This window comes from Motilimonas thetidivivens (assembly GCF_046452435.1).
In the GTDB taxonomy this organism is placed as follows: domain Bacteria; phylum Pseudomonadota; class Gammaproteobacteria; order Enterobacterales; family CBDFNC01; genus Motilimonas.
This window is the reverse complement of record NZ_JBKFDK010000021.1, coordinates 38,397-50,261: the sequence shown is the minus strand read 5'-3', so window position 1 is coordinate 50,261 and position 11,865 is coordinate 38,397. Positions and strand designations below refer to the sequence as shown.

General features: G+C 45.8%; 13 protein-coding genes. 4 read left to right on the top strand and 9 right to left on the bottom strand.

The genetic code is table 11. The features are described from left to right. Positions 1 to 88: 88 nt before the first annotated feature. Positions 89 to 1,009 carry a LysR family transcriptional regulator gene (locus ACK8OT_RS14930; RefSeq protein WP_410197315.1) on the top strand — a complete coding sequence of 307 codons (921 nt, stop codon included), beginning with the start codon at positions 89 to 91 and terminating at the stop codon, positions 1,007 to 1,009. A gap of 14 nt (positions 1,010 to 1,023) precedes the next feature. Here the strand turns inward: ACK8OT_RS14930 and ACK8OT_RS14925 are convergent, their stop codons facing one another. The 3 genes from ACK8OT_RS14925 to ACK8OT_RS14915 form a co-directional block, all read right to left on the bottom strand. Further along, complete coding sequence (locus ACK8OT_RS14925) at positions 1,024 to 1,800, bottom strand: LytR/AlgR family response regulator transcription factor (protein WP_410197314.1); 777 nt, start codon at positions 1,798 to 1,800, stop codon at positions 1,024 to 1,026. Further along, a complete protein-coding gene (locus tag ACK8OT_RS14920; protein WP_410197313.1) occupies positions 1,790 to 2,854 on the bottom strand; it encodes a sensor histidine kinase in 1,065 nt (354 codons plus the stop codon). Before ACK8OT_RS14920 ends, ACK8OT_RS14925 begins: the two co-directional genes overlap by 11 nt. Positions 2,855 to 3,291: 437 nt before the next feature. Continuing rightward, positions 3,292 to 3,501 carry a hypothetical protein gene (locus ACK8OT_RS14915; protein WP_410197312.1) on the bottom strand — a complete coding sequence of 70 codons (210 nt, stop codon included), beginning with the start codon at positions 3,499 to 3,501 and terminating at the stop codon, positions 3,292 to 3,294. A 166-nt stretch (positions 3,502 to 3,667) separates the two neighbouring features. Here ACK8OT_RS14915 and ACK8OT_RS14910 point away from each other — a divergent pair, with 166 nt between their 5' ends. From ACK8OT_RS14910 to rmuC, 3 genes are read left to right on the top strand one after another with little or no spacing between them, the layout of a single operon-like run. After that, positions 3,668 to 4,063, top strand: a complete 396-nt coding sequence (locus ACK8OT_RS14910; RefSeq protein ID WP_410197311.1) for a SirB2 family protein — start codon at positions 3,668 to 3,670, stop codon at positions 4,061 to 4,063. Then, complete coding sequence (locus ACK8OT_RS14905; protein WP_410197310.1) at positions 4,053 to 4,286, top strand: hypothetical protein; 234 nt, start codon at positions 4,053 to 4,055, stop codon at positions 4,284 to 4,286. The genes ACK8OT_RS14910 and ACK8OT_RS14905 overlap by 11 nt, the downstream gene beginning before the upstream one ends. Beyond that, positions 4,286 to 5,656, top strand: a complete 1,371-nt coding sequence (rmuC, locus tag ACK8OT_RS14900; RefSeq protein WP_410197309.1) for a DNA recombination protein RmuC — start codon at positions 4,286 to 4,288, stop codon at positions 5,654 to 5,656. Before ACK8OT_RS14905 ends, rmuC begins: the two co-directional genes overlap by 1 nt. On the opposite strand, the gene ACK8OT_RS14895 is transcribed toward rmuC, so the two are convergent. From ACK8OT_RS14895 to fmt, 6 genes are all read right to left on the bottom strand, one after another. After that, on the bottom strand, positions 5,642 to 5,863 hold the full coding sequence (locus tag ACK8OT_RS14895) for a hypothetical protein (RefSeq protein WP_410197308.1): 222 nt from the start codon (positions 5,861 to 5,863) through the stop codon (positions 5,642 to 5,644). The genes rmuC and ACK8OT_RS14895 overlap by 15 nt on opposite strands. Positions 5,864 to 6,000: 137 nt before the next feature. Continuing rightward, entirely contained in the window at positions 6,001 to 6,726 is a 726-nt protein-coding gene (locus ACK8OT_RS14890) for a glycerophosphodiester phosphodiesterase family protein (protein WP_410197307.1), read from the bottom strand. A gap of 2 nt (positions 6,727 to 6,728) precedes the next feature. Beyond that, complete coding sequence (locus tag ACK8OT_RS14885) at positions 6,729 to 8,174, bottom strand: TrkH family potassium uptake protein (protein ID WP_410197306.1); 1,446 nt, start codon at positions 8,172 to 8,174, stop codon at positions 6,729 to 6,731. 15 nt (positions 8,175 to 8,189) lie between these two features. After that, positions 8,190 to 9,566 carry a Trk system potassium transporter TrkA gene (gene trkA / locus ACK8OT_RS14880; protein ID WP_410197305.1) on the bottom strand — a complete coding sequence of 459 codons (1,377 nt, stop codon included), beginning with the start codon at positions 9,564 to 9,566 and terminating at the stop codon, positions 8,190 to 8,192. 52 nt (positions 9,567 to 9,618) lie between these two features. Next, positions 9,619 to 10,920 (bottom strand): 16S rRNA (cytosine(967)-C(5))-methyltransferase RsmB, encoded by a 1,302-nt coding sequence (rsmB, locus tag ACK8OT_RS14875; protein WP_410197304.1) that lies wholly within the window; start codon positions 10,918 to 10,920, stop codon positions 9,619 to 9,621. After that, positions 10,910 to 11,857, bottom strand: a complete 948-nt coding sequence (gene fmt / locus ACK8OT_RS14870; RefSeq protein ID WP_410197303.1) for a methionyl-tRNA formyltransferase — start codon at positions 11,855 to 11,857, stop codon at positions 10,910 to 10,912. The genes rsmB and fmt overlap by 11 nt, the downstream gene beginning before the upstream one ends. Between the last annotated feature and the right edge of the window lie 8 nt (positions 11,858 to 11,865).

Below are 11,865 nucleotides of genomic sequence, written 5' to 3'. Positions count from 1 at the left end.
AGGTGGCATAATCTACAACAAACTGAATTGTGATACTATGCTTTGCAGGTAAACAGCACGTTCCAAATATGGAACAGCAGGAAAAAATGTGACAGATCTGAATGGTATGGCGATTTTTGCCAAAGTTGTTGAAGCAAAAGGCTACTCTCAAGCTTCCCGTTTGACTGGCTTGCCCAAGTCAACGATTAGCCGAAAAATATCCCAATTGGAAGATCACTTGGGGGTGAGATTATTGCAACGCAATACCCGTGGATTGAGTTTAACTCATGTCGGGGCTTTGTATTATCAACACTGCGCTAACATAGTCCAAGAAATGGAAGAAGCGTTAGCGACCATAGAAAATACCCATCAGGATATTACCGGCTTGTTGCGCATTGCGTTGCCCGTTTCCTTTCATCAAGATGCCATTGCTACCTTGTGCAGTGGTTTTTTACGCAAGTATCCCAAGGTAGATTTGGATATTCAGTTTATCGATGCCGAAGTAAGCCTCATCGGTGAAGGCTATGATATCGCTATCAAATATGGCCCACTTGACGCTTCAGACTTAATTGCTCGGTTATTGGTGGAGCGCCAGCCTGTGTTGGTCGCCAGTGCCAAATACTTGAATGCCCATGGCTCTCCTGCAACGCCACAAGACTTAGCAAATCATCAAGGATTACTCCTTGGCACACCTCGCTCATCGGCCATTTGGCCAATAGGAATTGGCGCAAAGAAAACCATGGTGCAGTTTGAGCGTAAGGTGCGGGTTAACAGTAATACCGTACTTAAGCAAATGACCAAGGCGGGAGTGGGCATTGCCATGCTAACAGAATCGGTTTGTCAGCAAGAGTTGCAGTCGGGTGAGTTAAGGCGCGTGTTGGCTGATTATCCGCTGGAGCCGATTAAGGTGTATGGGGTGTATTCAAGTCGTCGTCAGCTGGCGAATAAAATCACCAGCTTTTTAGACTTTTTCTGCCAGCACTTTAGCAACCATGAATCGCTACAACCTCTAATGCGTGGCGTTCGCTAAGGCTTAGCGTTGGGTTACATTTGCTTGAATAAGGTTTGGAAGCTACGACTTACGGCAACAGGGCGCTTAACATTGTTAAGGTGAACCACCATTTTTCCGGTGATGTCTTTATTCACATGTTTAATTGCCGATACATTTACTATGCTAGAGCGGTGCACTTGCCAAAAGTTTTGTGGATCGAGCTGTTGTACTAAGTCTTTGATCGGGGTGCGGATAACAAATTCACCTTCATGAGTAATGGCGGTGGTGTACTTGTCTTCGGCATGAAAGCATAAAACGTCGGTAATCGGAATAATGTGAATGTTATCCTTGCGACTCGCCTTGAGCCATTCTAAGTAGTTACCTTTAGGATTACTGAGCTTTTCAATTAACTTAGAGAGACTTTGTTGCTCCGGCTCAGGATTGTCGGCCTTGGCTTGTAGTCTAAGTTTTACTTTATCGAGGGCTCGGATCAGGCGATCTTCCGCTATCGGCTTTAATAGGTAATCAACCGCTTCGTGTTCAAATGCCTCTACTGCATATTGATCATACGCTGTAGTGAATACAATTAAAGGTGCATTAGGTTGACTGGCTAATCGTCTCGCCACTTCTATGCCATCAATGCCTGGCATGCGAATATCAAGAAACATGACATCGGGGTTGAACTCAGCGGTGAGCTCTAACGCCTTGTTGCCATCCCCAGCTGTGCCAACAATGTTGAGCTCAGGCCAGTTGTCTCCCAGTAATTTGTCTAGGTAAAGTCGCAGTAGGGGTTCATCATCAACGATTAATGCGGTGATTTCATGTTGCATACGGTATTTCCATTTCTAATTTAAACCCACCTTGAGTCGGCTCCTGAAAATTCAGTGAGCTGTGGCCATCAAATAAACTGAGTAAACGTTGCTTGGTATTGTGAATACTTAAGCCTGATAAGCGCTCGCAACGTCCAGCGGCGCCGTCGTCGGCGATCACTATATACAGTTTGTGTAGCTGAGAATTTTCACATACCCCTTTGATTTCGATATTGATAGTGCCACCTTCAAGAGCGGGTTCAATACCAAAGATAATGGCATTTTCAATCCAAGGTTGCAGTAACAGGGGCGGCAGTTGTAGCTCCATATCTAATTCGGGATCTATCTTAATATGAAACGTAAGTCGTTCACCAAGACGGATTTTATGAATTGATAAGTAGGCGCTAATAAAATTGACTTCATCTTTTAGCGTAACCAGTTTTTGCCTTGAGCCATTGAGGCTTTGACGTAGTAAACGGGTCAGTAAATTAAGTAACTCAAGGGCGCGGTCCGGATCCGATGGGATCACGGCTTGTAAATTGGCCAAGGTATTAAAAAGAAAATGCGGTTCAACCTGACTCTGTAATAGTTGCAGCTGGCTTAGGATCAGTTCTTTTTCTTGTTGCGATTTATCTAATTGAGCTTGTTTTAATTGCTCTTTAATTTTGAAAGATGATTCGCGAGAGTAAAAGTACCAACCGATGACCAAGCTAAATAGCGTCGCTGCGATAAACACTTTAATGCTAGCAAAGGTTGCTAGGTTCAGACTATCACTATGGGCTAGATGATGTATCCAAAAACCCGCGAGCATGCCTAAGGGAAAAGCAAGTAACCAAGGTAGTAAGCCTTTTTTATGGGTTAACGCTTGAGGATGACGCAGGTGGATCAACATTAAGGGAATAAATAAGACTAGGCCAACCCCATTTGAGATAAGAATACTTGTCCAGATCGGTGTCGATATTAGCTCAAGCCAAGAGCCCGAAAGCCCAATCAGCGAACACACCAGTATCATTAATCCGGTTCTCTGTAGGAATAGCTTTAAGCTTAATTCTGGAGGTTGTGAAAGCTGTGACATAGTTTGCCCTAAAGTTGGCTGCTCGTTGGCTACTTTATTATTTTATTGGTTGTTATGAAGCTGTTTAAAAAAAAGCCACCACTAGTATGGGCCTTAACTAGTGATGGCATTAGCCTAGAATATCACTCAACGCATGCAGGGAGCTTCGATATAAGAGTGTGTAGGCACACAAAGTTGTTTTAGACAGTTTTCATAAAACTGCAGTTACTATAAATCATTTAATTTCCTTGCCTACGCCGATGCGACAGAAAGGTAGTCTGTTCAGATAAGTGGTAACAACAGCAGATAAGTGGATAGCGTAAGGTTTATTGTTTTAATTGTTAACAAATTAGCTATATATCGAGGGGCCTATGTGTGCTTTAGCGCTGCTAGCCGCTTGGCCGGGGCGCAACAGCGATGCAGCAAAGGCCTAGATGAAGTTAACGAGCCGTAGCCGCCTATTTGTTGAGTTCCTTAACATCTTCATGGATTTCTTGCGCATTCCAAACCCATTCAAATAAATACTCGTCTGACCAAGCTGCACGGGGAAAGTGAATTTCAATATAGTTATCTTCAAACTTATAGAGTGAGGCGTTTACTTTGGTATCACTGCATATCCACAGCAAAATGAATGCCACAATAGGATAAACAAACAAGACCTTGAACATCTGATTTCTTCCTTGAAAACTAAGTAAAAATGACTTGAGCATTCTACCTGAGCAGTTAGTTAAAAACAGTGCAGGAATAACTTTTTTTCAATGTTATGGCTTGGGAGTCGGATTAATGACGGCAAACTGTTGGGCGTGACTCTTTATCGGTGTACTCTTGGTAACCATGGATTATCTCTTAATTAAACAAAGCCATCAGTGGTTGGTGGCGTTGAGTTTAGTGTTGTTTTGGTGGCGAGTCGTATTGCGGTTAAAACGGCATCCTTGGCGTCATTCAGCATGGTTTAAAATACTACCTCATGGTATTGATACAGGGATCGTGCTCATGGGGGGATGGCTTTGCTATCTTTTATCGGTTTGGCCATGGCAATTAGATTGGCTGATGATCAAGCTAAGTGCATTATTGGTATATATTTTGTTGGGTAGCGCAAGTCTAAAGTTGAGTCGCAGCCATCAGGGAATGCTTGGCTTTGCGGTCGCGGCAACGTTGGTGTATTGCTATATGATAGGAGTGGCTATGGCGAAATCAGGCTTGTCTTGGTGGGAGCTTTATGGATATTGAATATCGTTTACCTGTGCTTGGCGTATTGTGGAAGCTGCTAATCTTAGCAGCTTTTCCGTTGCTGGTTTGGGGCTATTTACAAGTGATGTCGGTTAGTTTTGCGGAATTAGATGAAGGCATGAATAGACATAAGGTCACTATTTTTGGCCTCTACTTTGTGCTGATTATGATTTGGTGGTGGTTAAATCCCAAGGTACAGAGATTATTGCGAGGGCAGCGTTAATGCCACTTGAGCCAAATTATTTATACTTGTTGTTAGCTTGCACTGGATTAGGCTCACTGGCTTTGCTCGTCTTGTTATTACAAAAGCAGCGCAAGAGCTTGGCATTAGTAACCGAAAATGCCTTACTAGCACAGCGTTTAAGTGATGCCCAACAACAAAATATAAGCTTGCAGGAGCAGCAGCAACAGCAGCAAATTAAGCTTGAAATGCAGCAAGACCACATCACTAAATTAACCAGTCGTTATCGTGAGGTGCAAGTGCAATTGCATCATGAGCGCCAACGAGGCGAAGAGCGACTGGCGCAGCAAACGGCCTCAGAGCAAAAGCTTGTTGAGCAGTTTGAACGCTTGTCTCAGCGTATTTACGCCGAAGAAACCGCCAAGTTTAAGTCGCTTAACCGTGATAGTTTGGAGTTACTACTTAATCCTTTGCAGCAGCAGCTGGCAGGCTTTAAAAGCCAAGTTGCCGATGTTTACAATAATGAAGCCAAAGAGCGTTATAGCTTAAAGGTAGAAGTAGAGAAATTGGCTAGCTTGAATCAGAAAATGGTGGAAGAAGCGGCGAACTTAACTCAGGCCTTAAAAGGCGATAATAAGCAGCAAGGCAATTGGGGTGAAGTGATACTGCAACGGATTTTAGAAGATTCAGGATTACGTTTAGGCCATGAATATGAAATTCAGCAAAGCCTTAAAAATGAACACGGCAGACGTTATCAACCTGATGTCATCGTGCATTTACCCAAGGGCAAGGACATTATTGTTGATTCTAAAGTCTCCCTCACCGCTTATGAGCGCTTCTTTAATGCTGAGTCAGAAAGTCTTAAGAAACAAGCACTAACAGAGCATGTTTTATCAGTACGTAATCACATCAAGGGGCTTGGTAATAAGGATTACCACAAGCTTGAAGGGGTTAGGACCTTAGACTATGTGCTGTTATTTATTGCGGTAGAGCCCGCTTTCCTATTGGCCGTACAAGAAGATCCTAGCTTGGTTAAGTTGGCCTTAGAGCACAATATTTTACTGGCGAGTCCTTCTAACTTGATGATCGCCCTTCGCACCATTGAAAATTTATGGCGCTATCAAAGACAAGAAGAAAATGCCCAGCTCATCGCAAAAAAAGCCGGTAACCTATATGAAAAGTTACGTTTATTCAGTGAAGATTTATTAGAGGTGGGCGCTTCAATAGATAAAGCACAATCAAGTTATCAACGCTCTTTGAAACGATTTTCACAGGGGCGGGGCAATGTAGTACAGCAAGCGGAGCAACTGAAAAACTTAGGCGCTGAGGTTAATAAGTCCTTACCTAGCATTTTGCTCGATGAAGCCGAGTTGGATCATCATGACGCACCAGAGCGGTTATTTAAGCTCTAGTTTTGTATCCATTATCTCAACATAATTGAGTGCATCTGCATTTTGCAAATTAGCTTGCAATGGTGTTTTAGCGGGCTGTTGGCGCACTATTTCTAATGGTGATTGATTGCTGTTTAGCAAGCTTGCCACCAGATAACACTGTGCATACAACAGGCTAGCGGGATTGAAGAGAGCAACACAGGCCGCAACAATGATTATTTGTTTCATAATATTTTCTTTTTTTTAGCTTTACGCACTGCAAAATAAGTGAGAGCAAGCTGGTTATAACACATAACCGAAAAGTATGCTTGATTCATGCCAATGATTTCTAGCAAGATCACATGACGATCACCTTGCTGGGCTGTTTACAACAAGGCTTGTGGATCGTCGCTAAACACGCTGGTGACGCCCCATGCCCAGAGTTCCTTGGCTTGCCCAGCTTGGTTAACGGTATAGCATAACAATGGGTATTGCTTGGCCGTCACCTCATCAGCTTGGGCTTGCGTCAGCAACTGAGCATCACAGTGAATACTGACCGCATTAAGCTGCTGAGCGATGGTTAACCAATCGGCAGGTAAGTCTTCAAATAAAATCCCTATGGCTAGCTCTGAACTTAAGGCGCGCAGAGCGGCAAGTGTTTGATGACAAAAGCTACTGATCAAAAGAGGACGCGAAAAGTGAGCTTGTTGCAGTTCTTTATACACAGCTTGTGCCATCACTTGCGGTGCATGATGGTAGGTTTTTATTTCAAGATTTAACGCTAAGCCTAAATTATCTATGTGTTTTAAACCTTGTTGCAGACTAGGGATCCGCTCACCTTGAAACCGGTTGCTAAACCAGCTGCCAGCATCAAGTTGGCTCAAGTCTGCTAACGTTTGCTGATAAACATTGCCCTGACCGTTTGAGCAACGGGTTAGGGTGTCATCGTGGATCACCACACATTCGCCCGAGCCACACAAGGTGGTATCTATTTCAACCCATTGCAATCCAGCTTCTGCCGCTAAGCTAAAGCTAGCTAAGGTGTTCTCCGGTGCATGGGCTTTCACCCCGCGATGGCCAATGATAGCTGGAAAATGAAATCTATTAGTCATAGTTAACTTCGCCAAAATGCAGGGAAAAAGAGTACCGTCACAGTTAAAATTTCGAGCCGGCCCATTAACATGGCGACACTTAAGGCCCATTTAGAGGCATCGGGTAAGCTGGCAAAGTTACCTGAAGGGCCAATCAACTCACCCAGACCTGGACCCACATTTGAAACAGCTGTGATGGCGGCGGTAAGGGATACAATCACGTCAGAGCCGAATGCCGCAAGGAAAGCAGCTGTAACCAGTATGGTCGCAAAATAAGCCAAGATAAAGGCCACTAATGAGCGGATAATGGCATCGCTGACGCGGCGTTTATTATAATTTTGCGGAAACACCCCGCGTGGGTGCAATAGCTGTAAGGTTTGCTTTTTGAGCATGGTGGCTGCTATTTGAAAGCGGAATACCTTAATGCCACCGGAAGTTGAACCAGAACAAGCCCCCGCGAACAATAAAAAGAAGAACAATATAGTGGTGAGTGGGCCCCAAGCACTAAAATCAGACAGGCCAAATCCGGTGGTGGTGACCACAGAAATGACATTAAACAGGCTGATCCGAATGGCATCGAGCAGCCCAAAGGTGCCACGAAGCCATAAATATAGAGTGATTATAATGCTACTTAATAGCACTAGTTTCACAAATCCAATGACTTGCGCATCGCGATAAATATGCTTTGAATTACGCCGTTTAACGGCGTGGATAAGTAATAAAAAAGGTAACCCGCCAAGGAACATAAATAAGCACGCATTCCAATGAGCGGCGGGGCTAAAGTGCGACATCGAGCTGTCTGATGTTGAATAGCCGCCAGTGGATAATGTGGTCATGGCATGGTTCACGGCTTCAAAGTGAGTCATACCCGATGCCAAATAACCAAAATAACAGAGCACAGTTAAAATCACATAAACTTGCAGAATTTGCCCGGCTAGTTGCTGCGTTTTAGGGGTGCTTTTATCAGACCATTCCGATGATTCGGTTTGGAATAATCGCATACCACCGACGTTTAAAAACGGCAAAATGGCCACCCCCATCACAATAAAGCCAATACCGCCGAGCCATTGCAAAATTGAGCGCCACATTAATACGCTATGGGGCATGGTATCTAAGCCACTCAGCACCGTACTGCCTGTGGTGGTGATACCAGACATGGTTTCAAAATAGGCGTCCGTGTAGCTGATGTGTTCAATGAGCATTAAGGGTAAGGCCGCAAAGGCACTGCCCACGACCCACACGGCAGTGGTGAGCAAAAACATCTCGCGCACACCCAGGCGAAACGTTTGTACCCGACCAAAATGTAACAACAAGAAAGCAACGATATGGCTGAGGAGGATTGAAGCAAAAAACTCTTTACTGCCCACGCCGCCGGTAAATAATGCCAGTAGCATGGGGATGTACATAAACAGCGCCAGTTTAGATAAGATTAATCCAGTGATAAACAAGAGCGGTTTGTAGTTTAACATTGAATTGGCCCGCGGCTACAAGAAGAAGGGGCTTGGTTGGAATAAGCGTTCAACCTCAGGGATAAAGCGTTTATTCACCAAGAACATCACCACATGATCGTCTTGCTCGATAACCGTATGGTCGTGAGCGATGAGCACTTCTTCCCCGCGCACAATTGCGCCTATGGTGGTTCCCGGCGGCAGTTTTAATTCACTTAATTTACGTCCAACCACTTTAGAGGTGATTTTATCGCCATGAGCAATGGCTTCGATGGCTTCAGCGGCGCCACGTCGCAGTGAATATACGTTGGCCAAATCGGCCTTACGCACATGAGTAAGCAGGGCCGAAATGGTGGCTTGCTGGGGTGAGATGGCGATGTCGATAGGGCCACCTTGCACTAAGTCAACATAAGCACCACGTTGAATGAGCACCATCACTTTTTTAGCGCCAAGCTGTTTGGCCAACATGGCTGACATGATATTGGCTTCATCATCATTGGTTACGGCAATAAAGACGTCGGTTTGATCTATGTGCTCTTCGGTCAATAGTTCATGATCCGACGCGTCGCCAGAAAACACTATGGTGTTATCGAGTAGTTCAGACAAGCGCTCGGCGCGTTTGTAATCCCGCTCGATCAACTTAACACTGTAGTTTTTCTCTAACGCCTTGGCTAAGCCCGCACCGATATTACCACCACCCACTATCATGATGCGCAAGTACGGACGCTCAAGCTTTTGTAATTCACTCATGACTGCGCGAATATGGGCGCTGGCGGCAACGAAAAACACCTCGTCATCGGCTTCGATGATGGTGGTGCCCTGCGGACGAATGGCATTGCCTTGGCGAAAGATAGCGGCAACCCGTGTCTCGATATTGGGCATGTGCTCTTTTAATGCGGCGAGGGCATTACCAACCAAAGGCCCGCCATAGTAGGCTTTGACTGCCACTAGGCCAACTTTACCTTCTGCAAAGTCAACAACTTGCAAGGCTCCGGGGTAATCAATTAAGCGCTTAATGTAGTCGGTCACCAGCTGCTCAGGCGCGATCAGGTGGTCGATAGGCACGTTGTCGTTGTTAAATAAGCGATCTTTTTCGCGCAAGATGGCCGAAGAGCGAATTCGGGCTACCTTGTTTGGTGTATTAAATAAGGAGTAAGCAACTTGGCAGGCCACCATATTGGTTTCATCGCTGTTGGTGACGGCGACCAGCATGTCGGCATCTTCTGCCCCCGCTTCACGTAACACATGGGGATGAGCGGCGTGACCTTGGACTACACGCAAGTCGAATTTGTCTTGTAGCTCTCTTAGGTTATCTTCATTTTGGTCAACGATGGTGATGTCGTTGTTTTCGCCAACGAGGTTTTCAGCTAGCGTCCCGCCAACTTGTCCAGCACCCAGAATGATGATTTTCATTAGTTACCCTTAATCCGCTTTGGCATATGCCTTCGGCCAATGTTAGCTGACGTTATGCTTTTTTTAATTTTGCGTAGTAAAAACCGTCCATATCTTGCTGACCCGGTAGAATTTGCCATCCTGGCTTTTCTGGGGTGTCGTCTTGATGGAGTGGCTGTAGTATAGCGTCCTTGTTTTCTGCTAAAAAGTCTTTGATTTGCTGCTCATTTTCATCAGATAAAATGGAACAAGTCGCATATAACAAGGTGCCGCCGGATTTAAGTAATGCCCAGTTGGCTTTAAGAATGGCGCGCTGTAGTTGCGCTAGCTCAGCGATATCAGAATCGCGGCGCAACCATTTGATATCGGGATGGCGTCTGATCACACCGGTGGCACTGCAAGGTGCATCTAATAAGATGCGGTCATAGTGCTGGCCATCCCACCAAGTGTCGGGTTGACTTGCATCGCCATTGATTAACTTGGCCTTCAGGCCGATGCGATCTAGGTTTTCTTGCACCCGTTGTAAACGCTTAGGATCAAAATCAATCGCTGTCATACTGGCTAGTTGCGGCTGATTTTCTAGGATATGGGCGGTCTTTCCTCCCGGCGCAGCACAAGCATCGAGAATATGCTCGTTAGGTTGAGCATCCAGTAATTTCGCCGCCATTTGCGCCGCCGCGTCTTGTACCGAACAAGCGCCCGAGGCGAAATCCGGCAACAAAGTCACATCCACAGGCAGATGTAAGCGCAGCGCTTGCGGCGAAATGTCGCTACCACTGCACGCTAGCTCGGCTTGTTCTAGTAAGGCTTGGTATTGTGCGAGGCTGTGATGCTGGCGATTCACCCTAAGCCACATCGGCGCGCGCTCATTACCGGCTTCCAGTATGGCGCCAAATTGCTCGGGGTAGCTTGCTTGTAGGCGCTTAACTAACCAGCTGGGGTAGCAATATTGCAAGGTTAGATTATTGTCTACCTTGGCCAGTAAGCTGTCTTGTTGGCGCTGAAAATTGCGTAGCACGGCATTAATTAAGCCTTTTAAGGCTGGTGCTTTAAGGTCTTTTACCCCGTTAACCGTATCGGCAACAGCCGCATGAGGAGGGATCCGAGTGTAAAGTAATTGGTAAAAACCCACTAAAACCAAAAAGTGTAGCGGCCGTTTCTTTTTCGTCAGTGGCTTATCCATCAGGCTGTTGCAAAAAAACTCTAGCCTAGGTAACCAACGTAAAACGCCGTAACTTAATTCTTGCAGTAGCGCTCTATCGCGAGGGGCGACAGTTTGCTGTGCACGAGGTAAAGCGGTACTTAATGATTCGCCTTGTTCAACCACTGCATTGAGAACTTGAGCCGCAGCCGCTCGCACATTGTTATTGGCCAAGTTGTTGTCCTACGATAAACCAATCTTGTTTGGCATTAAGTACATCTTGTACTGGCATGGCTTTTTTACCCGGAATTTGAATTTGTAATAGATTCAACACACCATCACCCGTGGCAACTTGAATACCACTTTTGTCGGCAGCCAAAACAGTGCCTGGACTGGCGTTAGTTTGTTGTGCCAGTACCTCAGCTTGCCACACTTTAATGCTTTGATCTTGATGCTGAAAATAGGAACAAGGCCAAGGATTGAAAGCACGGATGCAGCGTTCAATAAAGGCAGCACCTTGTTGCCAGTCAATCAAGGCTTCCTCTTTTGATAGTTTTTTCGCGTAGTTGGCTTGGGCATCATCTTGTTTGGTAGCGACCGCGCTGCCATTGGCTAATGCGTCAACCGTTTCAAGCAAGGCGCTCGGCCCTAGCTCGGCAAGTTTTTCATATAAGGTGGCACTGGTATCGGTCGCTAAGATAGGCAATTCGCTTTTACTGAGCATATCACCTGTATCTAAGCCGACATCCATTTGCATTATGGTGACACCCGTGGTGGCATCGCCCGCCCAGATTGCACGCTGAATGGGAGCCGCACCGCGCCAACGAGGTAATAAGGAACCATGCACGTTAATGCAGCCCAGCCTTGGCGTGTTTAGCACCTCGAGTGGTAAGAGCAGGCCATAAGCGACCACTATCATTAAATCAGCGTTTAATGTGGCTAGCTCGGCTTTAGCTTGTTCAGATTTAAAGTTTTCAGGTTGAAAAACCGGCAGTTGATGCTCAAGGGCTAAGCTTTTTACTGCGCTCGGCGTGAGTTTTTTTCCGCGTCCAGCCGGGCGATCCGGTTGGGTATAAACACCTACTATGTTGCAGCCAGCAGCAATTAAAGCACTCAAGTGACGTGCTGCGAAGTCGGGGGTTCCGGCAAAGACAATATTAAGTGATTTCAAGAGGCTTC